The sequence below is a fragment of the Allobosea sp. genome, from assembly GCF_035999205.1.
Lineage (GTDB): Bacteria > Pseudomonadota > Alphaproteobacteria > Rhizobiales > Beijerinckiaceae > Allobosea.
Window position 1 is genome coordinate 775002 of record NZ_DASYHA010000025.1, and the last position, 24709, is coordinate 799710.

22 protein-coding genes are annotated in these 24709 nt (G+C 67.8%); 10 read left to right on the plus strand and 12 right to left on the minus strand.

All coding sequences use genetic code 11. The features are described from left to right. Positions 1-4: 4 nt before the first annotated feature. Positions 5-619 (plus strand): TetR/AcrR family transcriptional regulator, encoded by a 615-nt coding sequence (locus tag VGN82_RS19055; protein WP_327528610.1) that lies wholly within the window; start codon positions 5-7, stop codon positions 617-619. 82 nt (positions 620-701) lie between these two features. On the opposite strand, the gene ppdK is transcribed toward VGN82_RS19055, so the two are convergent. Further along, positions 702-3386 (minus strand): pyruvate, phosphate dikinase, encoded by a 2685-nt coding sequence (gene ppdK, locus VGN82_RS19060; protein WP_327528611.1) that lies wholly within the window; start codon positions 3384-3386, stop codon positions 702-704. A 345-nt stretch (positions 3387-3731) separates the two neighbouring features. On the opposite strand from ppdK, the gene VGN82_RS19065 reads away from it, so the two are divergent. Continuing rightward, positions 3732-5294: an ankyrin repeat domain-containing protein gene (locus VGN82_RS19065; RefSeq protein ID WP_327528612.1), complete on the plus strand. Its 1563-nt coding sequence runs from the start codon at positions 3732-3734 to the stop codon at positions 5292-5294. A 22-nt stretch (positions 5295-5316) separates the two neighbouring features. On the opposite strand, the gene VGN82_RS19070 is transcribed toward VGN82_RS19065, so the two are convergent. Further along, positions 5317-5829 (minus strand): YcgN family cysteine cluster protein, encoded by a 513-nt coding sequence (locus VGN82_RS19070; RefSeq protein ID WP_327528613.1) that lies wholly within the window; start codon positions 5827-5829, stop codon positions 5317-5319. Positions 5830-6124: 295 nt separating this feature from the next. Between VGN82_RS19070 and VGN82_RS19075 the strand changes: the two genes are divergently transcribed. The 3 genes from VGN82_RS19075 (at position 6125) to VGN82_RS19085 (ending at position 9721) form a co-directional block, all read left to right on the plus strand. Next, the gene (locus VGN82_RS19075; RefSeq protein WP_327528614.1) at positions 6125-8353 is read left to right on the plus strand and encodes a transglycosylase domain-containing protein; all 2229 of its coding nucleotides are present in this window, start codon (positions 6125-6127) and stop codon (positions 8351-8353) included. A 125-nt stretch (positions 8354-8478) separates the two neighbouring features. Beyond that, the gene (locus VGN82_RS19080) at positions 8479-9078 is read left to right on the plus strand and encodes a DUF1214 domain-containing protein (protein ID WP_327528615.1); all 600 of its coding nucleotides are present in this window, start codon (positions 8479-8481) and stop codon (positions 9076-9078) included. A gap of 10 nt (positions 9079-9088) precedes the next feature. Next, a complete protein-coding gene (locus VGN82_RS19085; RefSeq protein WP_327528616.1) occupies positions 9089-9721 on the plus strand; it encodes a DUF1254 domain-containing protein in 633 nt (210 codons plus the stop codon). Between the two features lie 20 nt (positions 9722-9741). Here VGN82_RS19085 and VGN82_RS19090 read toward each other — a convergent pair whose 3' ends face one another. Together VGN82_RS19090 and VGN82_RS19095 are read right to left on the minus strand one after the other, a co-directional pair. Next, on the minus strand, positions 9742-10518 hold the full coding sequence (locus VGN82_RS19090) for a hypothetical protein (protein ID WP_327528617.1): 777 nt from the start codon (positions 10516-10518) through the stop codon (positions 9742-9744). Next, the gene (locus VGN82_RS19095) at positions 10515-10751 is read right to left on the minus strand and encodes a hypothetical protein (RefSeq protein WP_327528618.1); all 237 of its coding nucleotides are present in this window, start codon (positions 10749-10751) and stop codon (positions 10515-10517) included. Before VGN82_RS19095 ends, VGN82_RS19090 begins: the two co-directional genes overlap by 4 nt. A 145-nt stretch (positions 10752-10896) precedes the next feature. On the opposite strand from VGN82_RS19095, the gene VGN82_RS19100 reads away from it, so the two are divergent. Next, complete coding sequence (locus tag VGN82_RS19100) at positions 10897-12030, plus strand: DUF2336 domain-containing protein (RefSeq protein ID WP_327528619.1); 1134 nt, start codon at positions 10897-10899, stop codon at positions 12028-12030. A 42-nt stretch (positions 12031-12072) separates the two neighbouring features. On the opposite strand, the gene VGN82_RS19105 is transcribed toward VGN82_RS19100, so the two are convergent. The 3 genes from VGN82_RS19105 to VGN82_RS19115 form a co-directional block, all read right to left on the minus strand. Further along, entirely contained in the window at positions 12073-12408 is a 336-nt protein-coding gene (locus VGN82_RS19105; RefSeq protein ID WP_327528620.1) for a DUF1491 family protein, read from the minus strand. Positions 12409-12487: 79 nt separating this feature from the next. Then, positions 12488-13090, minus strand: coding sequence for a hypothetical protein (locus VGN82_RS19110; protein WP_327528621.1), 603 nt, complete (start codon positions 13088-13090; stop codon positions 12488-12490). Between the two features lie 15 nt (positions 13091-13105). Then, positions 13106-14911: a sensor histidine kinase gene (locus VGN82_RS19115; protein ID WP_327528622.1), complete on the minus strand. Its 1806-nt coding sequence runs from the start codon at positions 14909-14911 to the stop codon at positions 13106-13108. 337 nt (positions 14912-15248) lie between these two features. On the opposite strand from VGN82_RS19115, the gene VGN82_RS19120 reads away from it, so the two are divergent. Both VGN82_RS19120 and VGN82_RS19125 read left to right on the plus strand, forming a co-directional pair. Continuing rightward, positions 15249-15557, plus strand: coding sequence for a hypothetical protein (locus tag VGN82_RS19120; protein ID WP_327528623.1), 309 nt, complete (start codon positions 15249-15251; stop codon positions 15555-15557). Positions 15558-15623: 66 nt separating this feature from the next. Then, complete coding sequence (locus VGN82_RS19125; RefSeq protein ID WP_327528624.1) at positions 15624-16052, plus strand: SufE family protein; 429 nt, start codon at positions 15624-15626, stop codon at positions 16050-16052. A 24-nt stretch (positions 16053-16076) separates the two neighbouring features. Here the strand turns inward: VGN82_RS19125 and VGN82_RS19130 are convergent, their stop codons facing one another. The 3 genes from VGN82_RS19130 to VGN82_RS19140 are packed head-to-tail and all read right to left on the minus strand — an operon-like array spanning position 16077 to position 17888. Further along, positions 16077-16901 carry a DUF6456 domain-containing protein gene (locus tag VGN82_RS19130; RefSeq protein ID WP_327528625.1) on the minus strand — a complete coding sequence of 275 codons (825 nt, stop codon included), beginning with the start codon at positions 16899-16901 and terminating at the stop codon, positions 16077-16079. Continuing rightward, the gene (locus tag VGN82_RS19135) at positions 16898-17431 is read right to left on the minus strand and encodes a helix-turn-helix domain-containing protein (protein WP_327528626.1); all 534 of its coding nucleotides are present in this window, start codon (positions 17429-17431) and stop codon (positions 16898-16900) included. The genes VGN82_RS19130 and VGN82_RS19135 overlap by 4 nt, the downstream gene beginning before the upstream one ends. A 40-nt stretch (positions 17432-17471) precedes the next feature. Beyond that, the gene (locus VGN82_RS19140; protein ID WP_327528627.1) at positions 17472-17888 is read right to left on the minus strand and encodes a Ros/MucR family transcriptional regulator; all 417 of its coding nucleotides are present in this window, start codon (positions 17886-17888) and stop codon (positions 17472-17474) included. Positions 17889-18230: 342 nt separating this feature from the next. Here VGN82_RS19140 and VGN82_RS19145 point away from each other — a divergent pair, with 342 nt between their 5' ends. Further along, a complete protein-coding gene (locus tag VGN82_RS19145) occupies positions 18231-20384 on the plus strand; it encodes a S9 family peptidase (RefSeq protein ID WP_327528628.1) in 2154 nt (717 codons plus the stop codon). Positions 20385-20401: 17 nt separating this feature from the next. Here the strand turns inward: VGN82_RS19145 and VGN82_RS19150 are convergent, their stop codons facing one another. Further along, a complete protein-coding gene (locus tag VGN82_RS19150; RefSeq protein ID WP_327528629.1) occupies positions 20402-21967 on the minus strand; it encodes a hypothetical protein in 1566 nt (521 codons plus the stop codon). Between the two features lie 337 nt (positions 21968-22304). Here VGN82_RS19150 and VGN82_RS19155 point away from each other — a divergent pair, with 337 nt between their 5' ends. Further along, positions 22305-22904: a superoxide dismutase gene (locus VGN82_RS19155; protein ID WP_327528630.1), complete on the plus strand. Its 600-nt coding sequence runs from the start codon at positions 22305-22307 to the stop codon at positions 22902-22904. Between the two features lie 89 nt (positions 22905-22993). On the opposite strand, the gene VGN82_RS19160 is transcribed toward VGN82_RS19155, so the two are convergent. Continuing rightward, positions 22994-24691, minus strand: a complete 1698-nt coding sequence (locus tag VGN82_RS19160) for a methyl-accepting chemotaxis protein (protein WP_327528631.1) — start codon at positions 24689-24691, stop codon at positions 22994-22996. Positions 24692-24709 lie beyond the last annotated feature (18 nt).

The window sequence follows — 24709 nt, forward strand, 5'->3', positions numbered from 1 at the left end:
GAGAATGATCAGCTCACGAGATTGTTCCCCGGCCGTGCCGGATGAAGCGAGGACCCGCATCGAGCAGATCGCGGATGCGGCCTTGCGGCGTTTCGCGCGCTATGGCTTCAAGCGCAGCTCGATGGAGGATGTGGCGCGCGAGGCCGGCCTCGCGAAGGCGACGCTGTACCTACATTTCAAGGGCAAGGACGACGTTTTCCGCGCCATGATCGAACGCTTCGGCGCCCGGATCGCAGCACTCTGCGAGGCCGTGATGGCGCGGCCCCTGCCCTTCTCCGAGAAGCTCGAGGAGCTGATGCTGGCGCAGTTCGGCGCGAGCTATGCCGCCTTCGGCGATGGCGAGCACCTGGCCGAGCTCAAGGCGGTGATGGCGAGCATCGCGCTGCGCGAGATCCAGGCTTTCGAGGGGATCTTCACCGCCAATGCGACGAGGCTCCTGACGGAGGCTGCGGCCAGGGGCGAGATCGCGCTCGGCTCGCTCGCCGCCGACACGATCGTCGAGACGCTGTCACAGGCTGCGGTCGGCGCGAAGATGGGCCAGCCGCCCTCGCTGGAAACCTACGAGGCGAGGCTACGCCAGATCGCGGCGCTCGCGGCGCAGGCGGTCGCGAAGCGATAGGCTGGCCTTGCAGCGGCGCATCGGCGAGGGCCGATCGCGCCGCGTGTCTCTGGCAACGGGCGGGCGTGCCCGTCGCATCATCTCAGCCTTCCTTCGCCCTGACCGCGCCCAGCGCCGCCTGCGCCGCCGCGAGGCGGGCAATCGGCACGCGGAAGGGCGAGCAGGAGACATAGTCGAGGCCGACACTCTCGCAGAAGCCGACAGAGGCCGGATCACCGCCATGCTCGCCGCAGATGCCGAGCTTGATGTCGGGCCGGGCCTTGCGACCGCGCTCGGCGGCGAGCTTCACCAATTCGCCGACGCCCTCCTGGTCGATGGTGACGAAGGGATCGGAGGCGAGAATGCCCTTGGCCGTGTAGGCGCCGAGGAAGGAGGCGGCGTCGTCGCGGGAAATGCCGAGCGTCGTCTGGGTCAGGTCGTTGGTGCCGAAGGAGAAGAACTCCGCGCTCTCGGCGATCTCCTGTGCCCGCAGGCAGGCGCGCGGCAACTCGATCATCGTGCCGACCTGATAGTCCACCGGGACGCCACTCTCCTCGATCACGGCCTTGGCCATCGCATCGATCCGCGCCTTGACCAGATCGAACTCAGGCACGCCCATCACCAGCGGCACCATGACCTCGGGAATGACGGCCTTGCCGGTCTCCTTGGCGGCGATGACGGCCGCCTCGAAGATGGCGCGAGCCTGCATCTCGGCGATCTCAGGGAAGGCAACGGCGAGACGGCAGCCGCGGAAGCCGAGCATCGGGTTGAATTCATGCAGCTCGGCGGCCCGGTGCTTGAGGGCATCGGCCGTGACGCCGAGCGCGCTGGCCACGGCGGCGATCTCGGCCTCGCCATGCGGCAGGAACTCGTGCAGCGGCGGATCGAGCAGGCGGATGGTGACCGGCAGCCCCTGCATGATCGTGAAGAGCTGGACGAAATCCTGGCGTTGCACCGGCAGCAGCTTGGCAAGCGCGGCGCGGCGGCCCTTGTCGTCCTGGGCGAGAATCATCTCGCGCACGGCCTGGATGCGGTTCTCGTCGAAGAACATGTGCTCCGTGCGGCAAAGCCCGATGCCCTCGGCGCCGAATTCGCGTGCCATCCTGGCATCGTCCGGCGTCTCGGCATTGGCGCGGACCTTGAGGCGGCGCACCTTGTCGGCCCAGCCCATCAGCGTGGCGAACTCGCCCGACAGCTCGGGCTTCTGCATCTTCACCTCGCCAAGCAGGACCTGGCCGTTGCCGCCGTCGACGGTGAGGAAATCGCCGGCCTTCAACGTGGTGTTGCCGACGGTCAGCGTGCCCTTGGCGTAGTCGACGCGGATCTGGCCGGCGCCCGAGACGCAGGGCTTGCCCATGCCGCGCGCGACGACCGCGGCATGCGAGGTCATGCCACCGCGCGTGGTCAGGATGCCCTCGGCGGCGTGCATGCCGTGGATGTCCTCTGGCGAGGTTTCGACGCGGACGAGGATGACCTTGCGGCCGGCCTTCTTGGCGGCCTCGGCATCATCGGAGTTGAAGACGATCTCGCCGGCGGCGGCGCCGGGCGAAGCCGGCAGGCCTGTAGTCAGGATGCGGCGCTCGGCCTTGGGATCGATCGTCGGGTGCAGGAGCTGGTCGAGCGCTCCGGGCTCGACGCGGCCGACGGCCTCCTCCTGCGAGATCAGCCCCTCGGTCGCAAGCTCGACCGCGATCCGGAGCGCCGCCTTGGCGGTGCGCTTGCCGGAACGGGTCTGCAGCATCCAGAGCTTGCCCTCCTGGATGGTGAACTCCATGTCCTGCATGTCGCGGTAGTGCTTCTCGAGGATGCCGTAGATGCGGCAAAGCTCGGCATAGGCCTCCGGCATCTCCTTTTCCATCGAAGGCTTGTCGGAGCCGGCCTCCTTGCGGGCGGCCTCGGTAATGTCCTGCGGCGTGCGGATGCCGGCGACGACGTCCTCACCCTGGGCGTTGATCAGGAACTCGCCGTAGAGCGCGTTCTCGCCGGTCGAGGGATTGCGGGTGAAGGCCACGCCGGTGGCTGAGGTGTCGCCCATATTGCCGAACACCATCGACTGGACGTTGACCGCCGTGCCCCAGGCGGCCGGGATGTTGTTCAGCTCGCGATACTTGATCGCGCGCGCATTCATCCAGGAGGAGAACACCGCGCCGACGGCGCCCCAGAGCTGCGCCTGCGGATCCTGCGGGAAGTCGCTGCCGAGCGCCTTCTTCACGATGTCCTTGTATTTGCCGACGAGCACCTTCCAGTCCTCGGCGCCGAGATCGGTGTCGAGGTGGTAGCCCTTGCGCTCCTTGTAGTCCTCGAGCGCCTCCTCGAAATGGCCGTGATCGACGTCGAGCACGACGTTGGAATACATCGTGATGAAGCGGCGGTAGCTGTCCCAGGCGAAGCGGGCGTCGCCCGAGGCCTTCGCCACGGCCTCGACGGTCACGTCGTTCAGACCGAGATTGAGCACGGTATCCATCATGCCCGGCATCGAGGCACGGGCACCGGAGCGCACTGAGACCAGCAGCGGGTTGGCCGGATCACCGAAAGTCTTGCCGGTCAGGGCGCCCATTGCGTCGAGCGCCGCCTTTGCCTGAGCCTCGAGCTCGGGCGGGAACTTCTTGCCGTTATCGTAGTACCAGGTGCAGACCTCGGTGGTGATGGTGAAGCCGGGCGGCACGGGCAGGCCCAGATTGCTCATCTCGGCGAGATTCGCCCCCTTGCCGCCGAGCAGGTTCTTCATGCCCGCCTCGCCTTCGGCCTTGCCGTCACCGAAGGTGTAGACCCATTTCCCGCCAGCCATCAGTCAAAACCTCTTCATTCAGCCCGGGCAGCAACGCCAGGGCGATCCAAAAGTTTCCGCGCAGCGCCCATCGCGCGTGGGCACCGGCGGCAGGGACGGGGTGGTCATGCCGAAAAGCACATGAACAATCAATGAGGGAGACGTGGCGCTGCCGGCCGGCCGCCCGGCATCACGGGCGCCAGGCGACTTGAAGAGCGCGCTCACAGCCCATATGGTCGCGACTAGGCGAGACGAGACGCCTCCGGACCCGCGGAAAAGGTCTAACCTGCTCGGAAAGCGACTATCTGACGCGTCTGCCCCTGTGCAGCCGATTGCGGGTCTTCGGCCTCATGCACTGGAGGCGTCATGTCACAACTTCCCGCATCTCCCGATCTCGACCATCTGCGCAAGCAGGCCAAGCGCCTGTTGCGTGCCGCCCGTGCCGGCACCGACGACGGGCTCGACCGCTTCGCCGCCGCGCTGCCGGCGGCTCGGGACCTTCCTGTCGAAGCGCTGGCGCAACTTCCGCTGCGGTTGCACGACGCGCAGTCCGTCATCGCACGCGAGCACGGCTTCCGCTCCTGGACCGAGCTCAAGCGCTATGTCGAATGGGCGCGCAGCGCCGCCTCCGAACGGCTGGAGCGCTGGCTGGCTTGCGTGTTCGAAGGCCAGGCGCGCGAACGCGCTCTGGCGCTCAGGATGCTAAGGGCCGAACCATCGCTTGTTGCAGGCGATCCCTGGCTCGCGGCTCCCGTCGGCGACGTCGCCCGCCTCGAACGGGCGCTCGCAGCTGATCCGGATTTCGCCAATCGGCCCGGCGGGCCCTTCGCGATGCCGCCGCTTGCCGCCGTCACGTCCTCGGCCCTGATCCGCGAGCCGGAATTCGAGGAGCAGCTGCTGACGAGCGCACGCTTGCTCGTCGCCCATGGCGCGGATGTCAACGGCCGCTGGATCGATCGGCGCTTTCCGGACGATCCGCTCTCGGTGCTCTATGGCGCTGCCGGGCGGACGCATCACGCCGGCATGACCAGGCTGCTGCTGGAGTCAGGGGCGAGCCCCGATGACAACGAGTCGGTCTATCATGCCGTCGAGAGCGCGGACCTCTCCTGCCTGCGCCTGCTTCTGGCGGCGGGAGCAAGGGTTTCCGGCACCAATGCCGTCGCGCGGGCGCTCGATTACGACAGGCCCGAGGCGCTGGAGCTGTTGCTGGCGCAAGGCGACACCACGCCAGAGCGGCACTGGCTGCACCATGCGTTGCTGCGCGGCCGCTCGCTCGCCCATATTCGCGCGCTGATAGAGGCCGGCGCGGATCTGACGGCCCAGAACCGCAGCGGCGCGAGCGTGCTATGCTTCGCCGAGCGCCTCGGCAGGAACGATGTCGTCGCGCTGCTGCGCGCGCATGGCGTCAACGAGGCAGCGCCAGCCGAGGAGCGTTTCATCGGGGCCTGCGCGCGCGGCGACGAAGCCGCGGCACAGAGGCTGCTCGCGGCGATGCCCGACATCTTCTCGCGCCTGAGCGACGCCCAGCTTCAGGCCATGCCCCAGCTCGCGGCACTGGGGCGGATCGAGGCCGTCCGCACGATGCTCGCGCTCGGCTGGCCGCGCGAGGTCAAGACCGCCTGGCACGCGACCGCGCTCAACCTCGCGATCTTCACCGGCGATGCCGTGATGACGCGCCTCCTGCTCGACGCCGGAGCGGATTGGCGCACGACGCATGGCTATGGCGACAATGCGCTGGGCACGCTCTCCTTCGCCTCGCAAGCAGACGATGTCGGCGACGACGCGCCGCGCGACCACATTGGCTGCGCGGCCGCCCTGCTCGCCCATGGCGTGCCGGCGGAGGCGTTCAAGAAGTACGTCTTCTCGGAGGAGGTCGGCGACCTGCTCGAAGGCGACCCCGCGTCGGAGCGGGAGCAGGCCGTCGGCTGAGGCTCACGAGGCGGGGGTGCGCTCAGCGCGCCCTCGCCTTCTCTCTTGCCGCTTCCCGCGCCTTCTTGGGCCAGCGCAGCGGCCAGTTGACGATGCGGTCGGGCACGTCCTCTTCCGGCACATCGTCCTCGCTGGCGAAGACGCGGCCGCGCACCGCGACGCCTGCCTCGACGACCGTCTCCGGATCGCCGGAGACCAGCGGGTGCCACCAGGGCAGGTCCCTTCCCTCGGCAACGAGCCGATAGGCGCAGGTCGGCGGCAACCAGGGCAGCGTCCGCACGTCATGGGGCGTCAGCGTCACGCAGTCCGGCACCGTCGCCGATCGATTGACATAGTCCTTGCAGCGGCAGGTCTTCGCGTCGAAGAGGCGACAGCCGATATCGGTCGCCAGGATGGTGCCAGTATCCTCGTCCTCGAGCTTGACGAGGCAGCAGCGGCCGCAGCCATCGCAGAGCGATTCCCATTGCTCGCGGCTCATCTCCTCCAGCGTGGTCGTGCGCCAGAACGGATCATCGGGATTTTGGTCGCCGGTCATGCTGCCTTATGCTCTGCCGGGCCGGCCGAGGGAAGCCGACGAATGGAAGCAGCCCGCTTGCATCCGCAAGGCGCCCTGCAGCTTACCTGCTCCAGCCGTGCCGAAACGGGACAGTTCCGCTGGCCCAAAATCTGCTCTTTGACTGGAGACTGTGACCCGGGTCACTTACACTTTTGCCGGGACTGAATATCTATCGCAGGCACGGCCGGAATATGTTGCCAAGACGGCCGGGGCGCGGCAGGACAATGTCGTCGCCTTTCGAGGCAGCGGCTCTCATCGGGATCCTGGGACTACGATGGAGTTCAAGAGGACAGGCTGGACGACCCGACTGAAGCGCTACGCGCTGGCGGTCGATTCATGGGTCGATGCCGGGCTGTGGAACGCCGCGCGCCGCGCTGGCGACTCTTATGAACGCATCCGAAGCTTCACCGACCGCCTCACCGTTACAGGCGGGCAGCGCCTGGCGGCCGAATTCACCAGCGAAGGCCTGAATCTCGGCATCGCCGGCTCGCTGCTGATGCTGTCGCTCGCCATTCCTTCCTTCCATGAGGGCCGCGAGGAGGCGCTGAAGCACCAGGTCTTCGCCGTCACTTTCCTCGACCGCTACGGAGCCGAGCTCGGCCATCGCGGCGCGCGTCACGACGACTCGCTGAAGCTCGAGGAGATGCCAGATCACCTGCTCAAGGCTGTTCTGGCGACCGAGGACCGGCGCTTCTACGACCATTTCGGCATCGATGTGATCGGCACCGTTCGCGCACTGACGGTCAATGCGCGGGCGTCGGGCGTCGTCCAGGGCGGTTCGTCGCTGACCCAGCAGCTCGCCAAGAACCTGTTCCTGACCAATGAGCGCTCGCTCGACCGCAAGATCAAGGAAGCCTTCCTGGCGATCTGGCTGGAACAGAGGCTGACCAAGAACGAGATCCTCAAGCTCTATCTCGACCGCGCCTATATGGGCGGCGGCACTTTCGGCGTCGCGGCCGCCGCGGAGTATTATTTCGGCAAGTCGGTCAGGGACGTCTCGCTCGCCGAGGCCGCGATGCTCGCCGGGCTGTTCAAGGCGCCGACGAAATACGCTCCGCATGTCAACCTGCCGGCGGCGCGCGCCCGCGCCAACGACGTTCTGAATGCCATGGTCGATGCCGGCTTCATGACGGCGGGCCAGGTCGACAGTGCGAAGCGCAACCCGGCCACGCCGGTCGATCGGGCGCGCGATTCCAGCCCCGACTACTATCTCGACTGGGCCTTCGACGAGGTGAAGCGCCTTGCCGACGACGGCAAGATCGGCCCTGACCGGGTGCTCACGGTGAAGACGCCGCACGACCCCGCGATCCAGGACCGGGCCGACGAAGCGATCGAGGCCATCCTGCGCCAGCACGGGCCGGGATACCGTGCCCGGCAAGCGGCGACCGCCATCATGGATACGGATGGGGCGGTGCGCGCGCTCGTCGGCGGCCGCGACTATGGCGCGAGCCAGTTCAACCGCGCGACATCGAGCCTGCGGCAGCCCGGCTCGTCCTTCAAGCCCTTCGTCTATGCGGCAGCGCTGCAGGCGGGGCTCTACAAGCCCAATACGGTTGTCACCGATCGCCCGGTCTGCATCGGCAACTGGTGCCCCAACAACTACGGCCGCTCCTATGCAGGCTCGATGCCGCTGACGGTGGCGCTGGCCAAGTCGATCAATACGATCCCGGTCCAGATGTCGATCGCCATCGGTCAGGCGACCGGCGAGACCCATGTCGCGCGCGCCGCCCGCATCGGCCGGCTGAAGATCATCGAGACCAGCCGCGCCATGGGCCTGAACTCGCCGCTGACCGACACCGTTTCGCTACCGATCGGCGCGGCGGAGGTCACCGTGATCGACATGGCGGCCGGCTACGCGGTCTTCGCCAATGGCGGCAAGCGAGCCAGGCCCTATGCCGCGATCGAGATCCACAACTCGCAGGGCGAGCCGATCTATCGCCACGACCGGGACGAGCCCGCGCCAACACAGGTCCTGAGCACGCAGGTCGCGCAGGACATGAACTTCATGCTCTCGAAGGTGCCGACCGAGGGAACTGGGCGCCGCGCCGCTCTCGACGGCGTCGTCACCGCCGGCAAGACCGGCACGACCAATGGCTACAAGGACGCCTGGTATGTCGGCTATTCCGGCAATCTCGTCGGCGCGGTCTGGTACGGCAACGACGATTCCTCCGAGACGAACAACATGACCGGCGGTTCGCTGCCGGCCATGACCTGGAAGGAGATCATGCAGTTCGCCCATCAGGGGCTCGAACTGAGGCCGATCCCGGGTGTCGCCCCGCCCGATCCGAAGGCCGTGACCGTCGCCAAGGCGCCGGCGCCCACGGCCGCAATCGCCGCGGTATCCGGCCCAGGCGCAGGCCATATGCCAAGACAGTCCTTCGAGGTCCTCTCGGCAGTCGGTGCCATGTTCAGGACGATCGAGCCCTCGCGCCCGGCAGGCCAGCGCGTGCAGATCGGCATTCGCGAGGTCTCGGCGACAGGCAGCGTGACCCAGATTCGCTAGAGCGCCGGTCCGGAAGCTGGGATGCGTTTTCGGAACGGGGCGGCGCGGGGACGACGGCGACATCGACCGCATTCTGTTGACGTACGGCAGCAGGGTGGTTCAACTCGCGCCGCCGGCCGCCAGCGATGGCCGGTCTTGAAAGCAGGGTCGTGCGCGTCTTCCATCTCGCCTATCTGATAGCGCTCGGCGCCGGGCTGGGACTGGCGTCGGCGCATTTCGCGGTCGCCGGCCGCCCGCTGCTGGGCATGGTCGAGATCGGCGTCTGGAAGGCCTGGCCACGCAGCGGCGGGCGCGACATCGATCCTTACATGCGTGCCTACCTCGCCCGGGGCGTGCATCTCCCACTAGGCGCGGGCGAGGGGCTCGAGCTGATCGCCGAACGCGACGAGCAAGGCTGGGCGCTCGACGGCCGCTGCCGCTATGCCCTGACCGGGTCTACCCCGACGACGCGAGGCTGGACGCTCAGCGTGACCGATGCCGACGGACGCGCCTTCCGCCTGCCGCTCGACCGCAGCGGTTTCACCGATGCCGAGATCGTGCGCGACGAGGGCGGCACCTTGCGCATCGCCGCCGCATCATGGCCACAGGCCGGCAACTGGCTGCCCCTGCCGACGAGCGGGCGCTTCCAGTTTCGCCTGCGGCTCTACGACACCCCGATTGCAACCCAGGCTGGCGAGACCCGGCCCGAGAGCCTGCCCCGCATCCAGCGGATCGACTGCCCATGAGTCGACTGCCATGAGCACGACCGAACAGGAGATCGGCGATGCCGTCGCCGCCGGGCCGAGGCCCTTGCCGCGTGGGGCTCGCTTCGCGGCCGCCCTGCGGCGCCTGTTGCTGGCGACGCTCGCGGGGCTCGTGCTCGCCGGCATCGTCCACATCGTGACCGTCCTGCTGGTCCCGGTCCTCTCGGACAGCGACGCCGCCCACGCCTATCGCGTGCTCGGCACCTCGGGGAAGGCAGAGCTGATCACCTCGGCCGACCGCAGCCTGCCCCTGCCCCGCGAGGCGGACGCTGCCACTGTCACGGCGATCTGCAGCTACGACCTGACCGGCGGGCCGATGCGCGTCGTGGCGCGGGCCGGGACTTTGCCGCTAGGCCTCACTTTGCACCGGCGTGGCGGGGGCGTGCTCTACGCGATCACCGACCGCGCGGCGATCCGCGGCGTCGTCGAGTTCGTGGTGATGACCGAGGAGCAGCGCGACGAAAGGCTCGCACGCGACGAGGAGGGCGAGGCTGCGCGTGAGCTGCGGGTGGTTTCCGACACTGATCAGGGACTGATCGTGGCGCGAGTGCTGGTGCGGCACCCCTCCGACCGCGCCGACGCCGAGGCACTGGCCAGCGGCGTCGCCTGCGGAATGGCGGATTGAGCGGACAGCCCGGTCGAGCTTCAGCCCTTGGCGACAATCGGCGCGAAGGTTCCGATGAGCTGCATCTTGCAGAGTGGCGCGGCCTCCGCCTCCAGCGCCATGATGGCGCGTTCGGCGCGGATCGCCTCGCGCGAGGGCATCTCGACGACGAGGTTGGCGAGCGCGTAGTGATAACTCTTGATCCGGAAGCCGATGCGCTCGCAGACCCAGAGGATCAGCCCCTCGTTTTCGACGACGCGGGCATGAGCCGGATCGATCTGTTCCGGCGCGACATAAGGCGAGCCCTCGGCCGTGCGCATCCGCACGCGGTCGGCGGAAACGACCCGCATCGCGTTGGCGCGGAAGGGCCCGATCAGCAGCCGGTCGGCATTCACGTCTTCCGCCAGGCGCGAATAGCGCGAGACCTGCGACGAGTAGGAACCCGACGTCAGCGCGACGAAGTAGTCCGACACGGCGCTCGATTGGGCCTCCACCGGCAGGATCCGGTAATGCGCGAGGTCCGAGACACGCCCCTGGAAGACGCTGCGTTCATGGCCGGGCATGACGAAGCGCCAGGCGCGGTCGCGCAGCTGCTCCTCGTCATCGGTCATGCGAAAATGCGAAGCGGCCTCGCCACGCAGTGTGGCCGACCAGAAGCCCTTCTGGGGTGCGACGACCTGGCTCCAGTAGTCCGGCCGCGGGCGGCCGAAATCGCCGGGACCGGCGCAGGATCCGGCGCAGAGGCCGAACATGAGAACGGCCAGGAGACTGCTCCGCCGCGGCACGGCGCGCTGACGCTCGACGGGCACGAAGGTCACGCCGGCTGCCTGGCGTTCGTCGTCTTCTTGGTCCGTTTCGGGCCACCGGCCGACAGCGCTGCCACGATGCGCCGCCGGCGCCTGACCACCGGCTCGGGCGCCACGGGCTCGGCCTGCCGCTCATAGCGAACGCCGGTGAAAAACAGGATTTCTGCGGGCTCTGGCCGCATGACGGCCGAAGCTTCCGTTGATCGCGCCCGGCGGAGCGGCGCAAGGGGGATGACGACGGCCATGTTGCGCCTCCGTTTCTTGGCGCCTCGGGTTACGGTCGCGGGAGAATCTCTCTCCGTTCCGCATCAGGCCCCGACATGGTTAACGCCCTCTTAAAGCCTCGGGGATTACTCTCGCCCTGCACCAAGAATCACAGCCGAGCGCCCCATGCCGTCGCGAATTTCCGCCGAACTCGCTCATCTCGCCCGCCTTGCGCGCGATGGCGGACTCGATCTCAGCCAGGTTTCGCTGCGGGTGAAGGCAGATCTGCTGATGTCGACGCCCCACCCGGCGCCCGACGATCTTGCTGCCTTCGGCGAGATGGCCACGGCCCTCATCCCCGGCATCGACGAAGCCACAGCCATCATCCTCGCCCGGAAGCTCGCCGGCTGGCGGCATCTGCCGGTGCCCGTGCTCACGGCGCTGAAAGCACGCGGCGGCGCCGTCCTGTCGGCTCTGCTGCGCCATGGGATGCCGCTGACGCCGGTGGAGATCGAGGATCTTGCCGGCCACGACGATGGAAAGATTGCCGGCGCTCTCGCGGAGCGGTCCGATCTCAGCGCCACCGCGGTCCTGATGCTGGTCGAGCGCGCCGACCGGACGATCGACTTCGCACTGATGGGCAATGCGGCCGCCCCGCTGCCCCGCGCCGCGCTCGACCTGCTGCTCGCCCGCTCGCGCGAAGATGCCGCCTATGTCGCGCCGCTGCTGGCGCGGCGCGACCTCTCCAGCGCGGAACTGGCACCGCTGTTCCTGTTCGCCGGGCCCGAACGACGTCTTGCCATGCTGGATTCGCTGGCGGCACTGGATTCGCTCGGTCCCTCCGAGCGGCGCCCTAACGTCTCAAGCGATATGTTCGCCGGCTGGCTCGCTCTGGCAGCGGACGATCCTGCGGGTGCCTTCACGGCGCTGGCGAGCCATCTCGGCGGCGGGCCCACATTGGCACAGGCGATCGAGGCCGACCGCTCGCGCGACCTCGCGGCGCTGGCGCTGACCGCGGCCGGCGCCAGCGTCGAGGATGCGACGCGCTTTCTGATCAGGCTCGGCGACGAGGCGGCGCATTCTGTCGAGCGGATCTTCGCTGTCGTCGCCCTGATGCGCTCGGTTCGCCCGGCGGTGGCGCTCAGGCTGGTCATGCAGGTCGCCGGCGCGCCGCTTCCGTCGGCTTCGCGGCGGGGACAGCATCAACCGGCAATGGACCCGAGCGGCACGCCGGCCCGGAGTGGCGCTACGCGTCCGGAAAGCTCCATCAGCGCCAGCGAGGTGCTGCGCAAGCTCGGTCTGGCGCGCGACCGGGGCTAGGCGAGTACAGCCACGGCTGCTTCGCGCGAGGCTGCCAAGCGCCTACTCCGCGGCCAGGTCGAGCCTGGGGTCGCCCTGCCGGTTTTCGATCTCGACCAGCCAGAGATCGGAATCGAACCGGCGTTCGCGCTCGACCCGTTCCTCGATGCTGCCGGGATCGCTGTCGAGGATCAGCTGGAAGCGGCGGACACCGTCATCCGCCGCCATCGATTGCGGCGCCGGCCCGTAGAGTGCAGCGGTTCCATCGAGCCGGTCGAGCTTGACGAAGATGGCGCCGGCCTCGGGCGATCCGCGCCGCCTCAGCACGGCGACCAACCCGTCATGCGCCGCCTGGCGGAGATAGGCCGAAACCCAGAAATCACTGGTGAGACGCGCCATCGGCGCCATTTCCTTCTGTGTCCCAGCAGCGGCGTTGCCCGAAAGCCGCAATCGAGCTGTCGGGCCGATGCTGCCCGCCTCAGTTCTCGGCGCTACGGCGCGGCGTGGCGGGTTTCGCCTGGGCGACTCCGCGGATCTCCGCCGGCGGCCGGATGTCAGCGCCGTTGATCAGGTCGGCGATCGGGTCGCGCGGAGCGGCGGCGCGCGCGGCCGGAGCTGGCGCCGGCGCCGGAGCGGCGGCCGAACGTGGTACATTGGTCACGCCGGCCGGCGGCCGGATCACGGCCTCGCGCGACGCGGTCTCGCGCGCCTGCTGCGGCAGGTCGTTGGGGCGGGACGGCGGCAGCGGAGCAGGCGCCGCATTCGCAGCCGCTGCCGGCGCGGCGTTGGGAACGGCGGCAGGCTGCTCGGAACGGACCGCCTGGCGGGCAGACGGCGATTGCGAGGGGGCGGAGATCATCGGCGCAGGATGGCGCGCCTTCTGCAACATCAGCGCGTTGGCCAGGATCGCGGCGGATACGCCGGCGAAAACCAGCAGCACGAAGGCGCGGCCGGGACGATGGGCAGCCATCCGCCCGACCCGGCCCAGCCATGTCGTCTTGCGGCGCGGCTGCGGCGCCGCGCGCCTGACCGGGGCGGAGAGCGAAGCGCTGGAATGGGCGCGGGCGGCGATCGTGGACATGCGACGGGCTCGTGATCAGGCGGTCAGACGAAAAGGAGTCTTGGTTTCGAAGCCGCGGCGCGGGGCGCGGGCGAAGGTGGCGATCCTGGCGGGCTGCGAGGCGTCCTCGACGCCGCCGACCGGCAGCCGGACGGCGACCCGCGTACCGACGCCGGGCGCGCTCTCGATGCTGAGACGCCCACCATGCAGGCCGACGAGGCCGCGCACCACCGACAGGCCGAGGCCGGTGCCTTCATAGGTGCGATCATACGAACCCTTGGCCTGGAAGAAGGGGTCGCCCAGGCGCGGCAGGTCGTTGGCCGCGATGCCGATTCCGGTATCCGACACCGACAGGTCGATCATGTCGCCGTCCCGGACGACGGCCAGCACGACTCGACCACCGGCCGGAGTGAACTTGATCGCGTTGGAGAGCAGGTTGATCATGACCTGCTTCAGCGCACGGCGGTCGCCCAGCACCTGCGGCAGGTCCGGACCGACGACGCGATCGACCTCGATCTCGCCGGCCTCGGCGCGCAGGGCCATCAGCGCGCAGCAGTCGCGGGTCATGTCGGACAGGTCGAGCGCCTCCTGCTCGATCGTCATGGTGCCGCTTTCGATCTTGGAGATGTCGAGCAGCGTGTTGACGACGTCGAGCAAGTGATGGCCCGAACTGTGGATGATGCGGGCGTATTCCAAGCGCTTGCCGGCATCGAGCCAGGTCTGATCGTCGGCCGTCAGCATCTCGGAAAAGCCAATGATCGCGTTCAGCGGCGTGCGCAGTTCATGGCTGACGGTCGCCAGGAAACGGCCCTTGATGTCGCTCGCCTTGACGGCCTCGGCATGGCCGCGCGCCTGTTCGTCTTCCATGGCACGGCGGGCGGTGATGTCGCGCATCACGCAGACAACGGCGGCGCTGTCTTCCGGGCCGGCGGTCTCGATGCGATGCGCACGCATCTCAAGCCAGAGCGAGACCGGGTGCGGATGCTCCTGCCCGCTGCGCGGCACGAAAAGCGTGCGGAAGCAGGCGGTCGCCGAACCCGCGCCGTGCGCCGCATCGCTCAGCGCCTTGAGAAAGAGCGGCCGGTCGGCGACATGGACGCGCTCGAACAGGCCGCGCCCATGCAGATCGCGAGGCTCGGCGCCGGCGAGCGTGCGGGCTGCATCATTGGCGAAGACAACCGCGCCACTGGCATCGTGCCAGGTGACGAGGTCGCCGACATGGTCAAGCAACAGCTGGGCGCGCTGGTCGGACGCGCGGTGCTCGCGCAATTCCTCGCGGCGCCAGCGCAGGAAGCCGACCGCCACGACCATCGCCTGCACGATGGCGCTTATCACCAGAAGCGGCATCATGCCGGCCGCCCAGGAGGCCTGGCCTGCGAAGAAGCCGAGATGTTCGAGAAGCATCACACCGAAAAGCGTCACTGCGGCGATAACACTGGCCCGCGCGACATATGCGCGTGCGCCGAAGAACATCGCCTCGGCCGGGACGGCTGCGAGCCAGAGCAGAAGCGGCGAGTCGGCGCCTCCCGTCATGCCGGCGAGCGCGCCGATGAAGAGGGCTAGCGCCGCCGAGGAGATGCAGTGTGCGATGTCGAGCCGGCCGCTGCGGGAGAGCGTCACCACCGCGAGCAGCGGCAAGGCTGCGGCGACGATCACTGCCGCTTCGAGAGCGCCCAAGGTGCCGCGCCAGGCGATATAGGCCGGAGCCAGGCCGAGCGCGATCGCGCCGACCAGCAAACGGGTCATGATGAAGCGCTCATGACGCATGCGCTCGAGCGAATTCGGCAGCACCGATGCGTGCACCATTGCCGCCACCTGCGTCCTGATCGCCTGCATCTTCATGAGAAACGCAACGCCTAACCTGCTGCGGACGACACGTCCGCTCGCAAGCAATCTCGCCCGGAGCGGTTTAAGCGGGGCTTAAGGCAGCCTCCGAGAAAACGGGGATCGAACCGGCCTCACAGCGATTTTATCTCGTGAAAGCAATTACTTGAAGACGCCCCAGACCTGGTTCCGGCCCCGTCTCGATGTTGCAAGCAGGGTGAACGGAAGCTGAAGATCGGCCGCCGCTTTTGATACGCATTTGAGGCTTTGGAATGACGCGATTTTTCCGGGTCGCGGTCTAAGGTCGAGGCAGGGTGAGCCCCCAAGGGTTCACAATCCGACGACGGGGACCGGCATGGCCTACATTCTGCGAAGCTTGGCGGTGATCGGCGTGATCGCGCTGAACTCGCCCGTCCATGGCGAGAAGCCGGACGATGGCGGCCACAGCGCCGCGACTGTTCGAAGCGTCGCCAGGACGGCGGCGCAGATCGACGCGCATGGCGCGATGTCGATGACGACGTCCAGCATCACCGCCGCGCGCGAGGCGGCGCAGATCCTCGCCGGCCTCGACCCCGCGACACGTGAGCGCCTGATGGCGATCACGGCAGCCGCGGCAGCAAGCCGCAGCGAAGGGCGCGAGCGCAGCACGGGAATGACGCGCTGACGCACTCGGGGGGCTTGCGACAAGCCGGCGCTTGACGCGGGGAGCGGACACGCCGAAGACGCGCATATGAGCGCCAACCTCAACGAGATCATCGCCAATTTCGACCTGCTCGACGAGTGGGACGACCGCTATCGCTATCTGATCGAACTCGGCAAGGAGCTCGAGCCCCTGCCGGAGGAGGCGCATAACGACGCGAACAAGGTGCGTGGCTGCGCCAGCCAGGTCTGGCTCGACGCGAGGCGCGAGGGCGGACCGGGGCCGCAGACGCTGCTGCATTTCCGCGGCGACAGCGACGCCCATATCGTGCGCGGGCTGGTCGCGCTGGCGCTGGCGATCTATTCCGGCCGCAAGGCCACCGACATCCTCGAAACCGACGCCTTCGCGATCTACGAAAAGCTCGGGCTGGCAGCGCATCTGACCCCGCAACGCTCCAACGGCGTGCGTTCGATGATCGAGCGTATCAAGACCGACGCCCGCGCGGCCACCACCGGCTGACCCGTTGGCGACGCTGCGGCCGCTTCACCCGGCCCGTTCGGGCAGGAGGTGTGGCCGTGCATCCTCGCCCCGCCATACGGAGGGCAGTCGCTTCTCGCTCGGTGACGGGGCGGCCAGGCCGTAATGGCTCGCCAGCGCCTTGAGCGCCAGACGCAGCACGACCTTGGCCGAGCGCGCTGGCCAGCCGCGCTCGCGCTCGACGCGGTCGAGCCCCTTCAGGAAGCCGCAGACATCGATGGCGAGGCCCGACAGGTCCGGCCCAAGGCGATCGCAGGCGAGCCTGACGCGCTGGCGCGCGGCAATGGCCGCATCCGAGGCCGCGGCCGGCCCGCGGCTGCCGGCACTGCTCCCGTCCGGGACGAGCGAGGCGTCCCAGTTCATTGTCGTGCGCGGCATCATCCGCGCCAGCGTCAGCTCCGCCCGAAAACGCTCGCCGGCAGCGAATTCCTCGGCCGAGATCTGGGGCTTGCCGTCCTTGCCCGGCCGGCGATGCAGCCAGAGCAACGGGCTTTCGCGCTCGTCCAGCATGACCTCCTGACGACCGCCCGCGACCTCGACGACGGCCGGCGCGACCCCGCTTCCCGCCTCGGTCGCGCGAAGGCGCCGGGCGCTGTCCTCCCCGCTCCAGACGGCGAGGCCATCGGCCAGAAGCGAACCAGCCGCGTCGGCCGGGACATAGCCGGCGCCCAGGCTGGTACCGCCGGTCGTCCGGTAGAGCGCGATCCGCCCGCAGCCCAGTGGCGAGACGCATGCGAAGGCTCCGGGCTGGGCCAAATGGCGCAGCAGTCGCGCGCTCGCATCATGGGCCGTGCTATGCTGGCCCGCGTGCTCCTGCCCTGCCCTGGTCATGACCGCCCCTCGACGCGAGCGGTCACCGTGAGCGCGCCGGTCAAGGCACGCAGCCCGGCTTCGAGGGCGGACAAGCCGAACTCCAGTGCCGGATCGTCGCGCCGATCCTCGATCAAGGCGCAGGCATGGCGAACGGTCGTCCGGTCGCGTCCGAAACAGATGCCGACGCGGGTAAAGGTCAGGCCGAAGGCGACATGGGCGAGATACATCGCCATCTGCCGGGCCAGCGCGATCGGGCGCCGGCCTCGGCGCGGGCTGCGCAGGGTCTCGGCCGGCACGTGCGTGACCGCCGCGATGGCCACTTCGGCCAGCCGTGCCAAAGCGGCATGTTGGACGGGGTCATCCGTTTTCGGATCGAGCATGTTCATGATATGTTCCTTCCATCGTTCGCGCCACTCGGCGAGCTCGACGCTCAGGATGCATGAAAATATTCCTATATCAAGGCTGTTGTAGGCCGGCCCCAGCTTATCCCCGCCGGCCATGCCGTGCGCGCACGAAAAAGGCCGCCGGGATGCCGGCGGCCTCTGCAAATTCCAGGCACATCCCGCCGAGGCGGAATTGAATGTCGGCTCAGCGGCGCTTGCGGCGCTGCTGCCCCAGACCCATCTTCTTCGCCAGCTGGGAACGCGCCTCGGCGTAGTTCGGCGCCACCATCGGATAATCCGGCGGCAGGCCCCACTTCTCGCGATACTGCTCGGGCGACATGTTGTACTGCGTGCGCAGATGGCGCTTCAGCGACTTGAACTTCTTGCCGTCCTCGAGGCAGACGAGATAATCGGCCGTGATCGACTTCTTGACCGGAATGGCCGGCTTGGGGGCCTCGGCCGGCACAACCGGAGCGGCTCCGCTGATGACGCGGCTCAACGCGGAGTGAACATCACCGATCAGCGCAGGCAGATCGGCTGCAGGAACAGAATTGTTCGAGACATAAGCAGATACGATGTCCGCAGTCAGCTCGATAAAATCCGATCCGTCATTGTCAGCCATGATGGCGTCGCTCCCTGAGATATGTTTCGTGAGAAACTTCGATTGCCGAAGGCACTATCCTACATAGATACCTTGCGCGATCCTGACCAAGAGCACCAAGCGTTATCGACTCGGACGCAACTCCGGCGGGCCGTTGTCGTTCATTTAGTCGATGGCCTACATCGCCGCAAGTGATCAACCCGGCGCGAATACGATTATCCTACAGAAATATTGCAACGCCTGCCAGATGATCATGGTAACCGAAATTCCGCGGAGCTCGTGTCTGCCTGCAGCGCAGCGGTCTTGCCAGCCCGGGCCCTGCTCTCTACCTGTCTGGGCCCGTTCCTCGTGGAGACGCCGTCGATGCGCTCAAATTCCGTTCCCGGCGCAGCGAGGCCTCGCCGGCGCAAGGTGTCGCCGCCGCGCGCCGAGATCCGCACCAAGAAGACCGTCGTCCACGGCGTCGAACTGCAGGACGCCTACGACTGGCTGCGCGCGCCGAACTGGAAGGAAGTGCTGCGCGAACCGGACGCCTTGCCTACTGACATCCGCACCTATCTCGAGGCCGAGAACGCCTATTCAAAGGCGCAGATGGCGCCGACCCGCACGCTGCAGCGGGACCTCGTCAAAGAGATGCGAGGCCGGATCAAGGAAGACGATTCGAGCGTCCCGCAGCCGGATGGCCCATTCCTGTACTATTCGCGCTACCGCAAGGGCGGCGAACATCCGCTGATCTGCCGCAAGCCCCGCAACGCGGTTGCTGGCAGGAAGACCCGCGAACAGATCATGCTCGACGCCGATGCGCTGGCAGACGGCAAGGATTTCTTCGATCTCGGCGACACCGTCCACAGCCCCGACCACCGCCTGCTCGGCTGGAGCGCCGACGAGGCGGGCTCCGAGTTGCACCTGATCCGGGTCCGCGATCTCGCCACCGGCGCGGATCTGCCGGACGCCATCCCCGACACGACGGGTGACATCGTCTGGGCGGCCGACGGCAGCGCCTTCTTCTATGTCGGCGTCGATGCCGATCACCGCCCCTCCAAGGTCTTCATGCACCGCCTGGGTGATCAGCCCGGACAGGACACCCTCCTGCATGACGAAGCCGATGCCGGCATGTTCGTCGACATCGACGAAACGCAGTCGGGACGCTTTCTGCTGATCTCGATCAGCGACCATGAGACCTCCGAGATCCGGATCGTCGATCTGCTGCAGCCCGACAAACAGCCCGTCACGATCGCGGCACGTGAAGTCGGCCGGCAGTATGACGTCGAGCATCATGGCGAGGACTTCCTGATCCTGACCAATGCCGATGGCGCCGAGGACTTCAAGATCGTCACCGCGGCGGTGGCCGATCCCTCGCCCGCGAACTGGCGCGATCTGATCCCGCACAAGGCCGGCCGGCTGATCCTGAACCATCTCTGCCTGAAGGGCCGGCTGATCCGTCTGGAGCGCGAAGAGGGCCTGCCCCGCATCGTCATCCGCGACCTGGCGAGCGGAAGCGAAAGCAGCATCGCCTTCGACGAGGAAGCCTATGGGCTGGGACTCGACGCCGGTTACGAGTTCGACACCGACACGCTGCGCTTCATCTACGCCTCGATGGCGCGCCCGGCCGAGACCTATGACTACGACATGGCGACCGGCGCGCGCGTGCTGCTGAAGCGGCAGGAGGTGCCGTCGGGTCATGATCCGGCCGCCTACCGCGTGCGGCGCATCTTCGCCACGGCGCAGGATGGCGAGCAGGTGCCGATCTCGATCCTGCACCGCGCCGACCTCGCCCTCGACGGCTCGGCGCCCTGCCTACTCTATGGCTATGGCTCCTATGGCTCGGCGATGTCGGCCTCGTTCCGGACGCGTCCGCTGAGCCTGGTCGATCGCGGCTTCGTCTATGCCATCGCCCATGTTCGCGGCGGCACCGACAAGGGCCGGCGCTGGTATCTGGACGGCAAGCGCGAGAAGAAGCGCAACACCTTCACAGACTTCATCGCGGCGGCCGAAACGCTGGCCGATGCCGGCTTTACGGCGCGCGGGCGGATCGTGGCAGAGGGCGGCAGCGCTGGCGGCATGCTGATGGGCGCCGTCGCCAACATGGCCCCTCGCCTCTTCGCCGGCATCATCGCGGAAGTGCCCTTCGTCGATGTGCTCAACACCATCCTCGACGACACCCTGCCTCTGACCCCGCCGGAATGGCCGGAATGGGGTGACCCGATCCGGGACGTGAAGGCTTTCGAGACGATCCGCAGCTACTCGCCCTATGACAATGTCTCGGCCCAGGACTATCCGCCAATCCTGGCAATGGGCGGGCTGACCGACCCGCGCGTGACCTACTGGGAACCGGCGAAATGGGTGGCGCGCCTGCGGGCGACCATGAGCGGCGGCGGGCCGATCCTGCTGCACACCAACATGGATGCCGGCCATGGCGGCTCGGCCGGCCGCTTCGACTCGCTCAAGGAAACGGCGCTGGCCTACGCCTTCGCCATCCAGGCTGCCGGCGCAGGTTGGCCGGAGGCGAGCGCCTGAGCACTCAGCCGGGCGTCTCATACGCCGAGGCGGCTTTTTTCGCTGGCGAGATAGACCTTGAGCTCGTCCATCGAGCCGAAGCTGTAGTCGCCATCGGGCGTGCGCGCCTGGATCGAGCCATCGGCATAGATCGTGAAATGCGCCTCGCCGACCTGATAGGCGCCGACGATACCCTCTTCGGAGGCAGCGGGGGCGGCATCGCCCTCGGCAGCCGTGGCGTCCGGAACGATCGGCTCCGCCTCGGATCCGCCCTGCTCCTCATCGTCGGATGCAAGCGCGGGAGCTTCTTCCCCACTCGCCTGCTCGCGGCCGGCATCGTTCCAACCCTGCCGTTGAGATGGGGGCGGCGCCGGCTCGAACGGCGCGGCGGCGCGAGCATGTGGCGGCCATTGCGGCAGGTCCCGACCGGGCACATCCGGATCGGTCGCCTCCGGCTCCGGCGCCTCCGGTCGCGATATGTCGAGCTTGGGCCAAACCATCTCGGAAGGGTTGGTGAATTGCGCCGACGTCGTGGGGATTTCGCGGTCCTCCGCGGCGGGTTCCGCGGGGCCGAACCAGGGCGTGCGGCGCGCCAGATCCGGCGTCATCCAGCTTGCGGCAGCGGCGAGATCGTCGTCACGACCGCTCTCGCTTCCGTCGCCGCCCTCCTCCTGACCATCGACCTCAGCAAATGAGGGCTCGATGCGTCCGTCGGTCGGCGCCGGCCCGACTCCCAGCCCCACGAGGCTCTCGCGCAGCAGCCCGAACTCGTCGGCCTCGCGCGAAGCGGCCGATGCCGGCTCGGGCGTCAGCGGATCCTCGATATCGGATGGGACGTACGGCTCAGCAAGGTGATCGAGGGGCTCGGCTGGCGGCGCGGCCGCGTCCAAGGACTCGCTCTGTTCGGCAACGACTCCAAGCGAATCGGGCTCGGGTTCGGACTCGACCTCCGGGGCATCGGCCTCGACCTCAATCTCGGCCTCGAACGTCGGAACCGGGACCAGATCGACTTCAGGCTCACGTTCGGCGGCAACTTCGGACACAGGCGCGGCTTCACCGATCGGGGCCATCGGGCGGAACGGCTCGAAGGCAGGATAGGCTACGACATCGGCCTCGCGCTCCGGATCGGGCGCAGGTTCGACGGGGTCAGCCGGAAGAGTGTCGGCAGGCCCGATTTCGGCGGCGCTGTCCTCGGGCTTCTCGGTCGCGGCAGACGCCGAAATCTGCGTTGCCGCGAGAACAGCGCCGGCGCCGACGAGCGCTCCCGCGCCGGCAACAGCCAGGCCCGGACGCGTCGTGCCGACGATGTCCTCGGGTTCCGAAGGCAGGCGGGGCATCGGGGCGATGTTGTCGGGTGCCGGGCCGCCCACCATCGATGCAACGGAGATCGCAGTCGCGGCATTGGACAGCGTCTTCCTGAGCCGCCGCAGCTCGACCAGGACCCAAGACAAGGCCAGCATCACGACACCGGCGGCCGCCACCACGGTGCCGATGATGACCTGGGTGAAGCCGCGTTCGAGCACCATGTAGGGCAGCCCGTCGACGATGGCTGCGATGCCGCCGCCGAGGAAACCGAGGCCGAGCAAGATGAATAAGGTGATCAACGTCGGGTCCCCGAAAACAACTCTAGCAGCTCAATAGCCGGGCGAGCCTCAGCCACCGCGCCCTGCCATTATGTAACGCATTGAATAAGAGAGAGTTTCAAATTCTAACGACGGTTAGGGCGAGGATTCGGGCGGGAGTGAGGCGCAGCCCCGCAATGACATGGACGCTTCGTCGGTGCGGCGGTTGCCGGAGAGCCGCCGGAGGCTTAACTAGCAAAGCGAATGGCGGGCGCCCCCAGCGGCAATCACCCGGCCCAGGCCGTACAGCGGCAAGCCATTCTCAGTTCAGGAAGTCATTCTCAGTTCAAGCGATTTTATCAGCCCAAGGAGAGGCCCCATGACCTTCACCCTTCCCGACCTGCCCTACGCTCATGATGCGCTCCAGCCCTTCATGTCGAAGGAGACGCTCGAGTTCCACCACGACAAGCACCATCTCGCCTATGTCACCAACGGCAACAACGCGATCAAGGGCACGGAATTCGAGGGCAAGTCGCTCGAGGAGATCGTCAAGGCCTCGCATGGCAAGAACCCGGCCGTGTTCAACAATGCCGGCCAGCACTACAACCACCTGCATTTCTGGAAGTGGATGAAGCCTAACGGCGGCGGCAAGATCCCCGGCGCCCTGGAAAAGGCGATCGTCGATTCCTTCGGCTCGGTCGACAAGTTCAAGGAAGACTTCGTGGCTGCCGGCGTCGGCCAGTTCGGTTCGGGCTGGGCCTGGCTCGAGGTCAAGGGCGGCAAGCTCGCCGTCTCCAAGACCCCGAACGGCGAAAGCCCGCTGGTCCATGGTGCGAGCCCGATCCTCGGCTGCGACGTCTGGGAACACTCCTACTACATCGATTACCGCAACCGCCGTCCCGACTACCTCAAGGCCTTCCTCGAGAGCCTGGTGAACTGGGAATACGTCGCGGAGATGTACGACGCCGCCAAGGCCTGAGCCGCGGCCATCGCACGAACGGAAAACGGGGCCTTGCGGCCCCGTTTTTTGTTCTTCCCATGCGCAGGCGAGAGCCGCGCCCAACCTGTTCAGGCGGCGACGCTGTGGAGGAACTGATCCACCGTCGAGCGCAGGCGCAGGGCCTGGGCCGCAACCTCCCCGGCCGCGCCACGCACATCCTCTGCCGAGCGGCCCGTCTCCTCGACACTGTCGGCCAGCACGCTGAGATCGCTCGACACCGACAGCGCCGAGGAACTCGCCATGGCGACGCCGCTGGCGATCTCGCCGGTGGCGATCGCCTGCTGCTCGATCGAGACGGCGACAGAGTTGGCGAAATTCTCGATCGCGCTCATCCGCTCGGCGATGTTCTGGATCGAGCCGACAACCTCCCCCGTGGCGGACTGGATCGCACCGACCTGGGCGACGATGCGGTCGGTCGCATCCGCGGTCTGCGAGGCCAGGCTCTTCACCTCCGAGGCGACCACGGCAAAGCCGCGCCCGGCCTCGCCGGCACGCGCAGCCTCGATCGTCGCGTTGAGCGCGAGCAGGTTGGTCTGGGCGGCGATGTCGCGGATCAGGTTGACGACCTCGCCGATGGCGCGGGCCGTCTCGTCGAGCGCGTGCACCGAAGTTGCGGTGTCGCGCGAGATCGAGGCCGCCTCGACGATCTCGGTGCGGACGCGGCGCACCTGGAATTCGACCTCGCGGATGGCGGCGCCCATCTCCTCGGCGGCCTGCGCCGCGCTCTCGACATTGCCCGACGCGCCATGGGCGTTCTGGGCGGCGCGTGCGGCACGGCTGGACGATTCGGCAGCGACGCGGGCAAGCCCGACGGAGGCCTCGCTCATGCGGTCGGCATTGCTCTTGAAAGCCTCGAGCGCGACGCCGACCTCACCACGAAACAGCGCGATCGCCTCGTCGACGCGCTGCTGGTGCAGGCGACGCTCGGCCTCGGTGACGTGCTGCTTTTCCTGCAGCGCCGCGCGCTCGGCCAGGCGGAGCTTGAGGACGCCCAGCGCATGGGCGATGGCGCCGATCTCGTCGCGCCGCGCCAGCGCGTCGATCGGCGTGTCGAGCTTGCCGTCCGAGATGCTCACGATGGCCTGCGTCATGCTCTTCAGCGGCTTCATGGTCCGCGACAGCGAGAACCAGAGCAGCGGGCCGAGGATCAGCAGGATGAGCACGCCGAAGCCGATGGTCATCATCTGCTCGAAGGAGACGCGCGCCAGCAGGCGAGTCTTGTCGAAGCGCAGCGCGATGTAGCCGATCTGCTTCTGATGGCCGCCGACCCGGACGACGTGCAGCTTGGTGATGAAGGTGTCGTCCTCGAATTCGGTCGAGGTCACGTCCTTCAGCACGTCCCAGGGCTCGCGACCGAGCTGGGCAGCCACCTTGCGCGGCGTCAGCGCCAGCCTGGCCTGCTCGGTGCGTCCCGCGCTCGCCAGGGCCGCCAGGTCATCGGCAACGAAGCCGGCCTCGAAATCGGGATCGCGCCGCAGCGACTCCAGGATGTAGCCGAGCGTATTGGTGTCGCGCGCAAGGATCAGCGAGGGCGAGGCGTTGACGACCATCAGGACGAGGGCCGTCATCTTCTGCTCGAGATCGTCGCGCGTCTTGGCATCGTTGTAGCGCGCCGCAGCAATCACCACGAACATGATGGCGAGCGCGACGATGGCGACAGCGGCGGCCGCGATCTGGCTGCTCAGGGAGCGGCCGCGCTTGCGTGCCGGGGTCGCCGTCTGCTGCACGGCCGTCTCTACGCTGGCCGCTCGCTTGAACCACGTCATTGCGCTGAAAATCCCTGA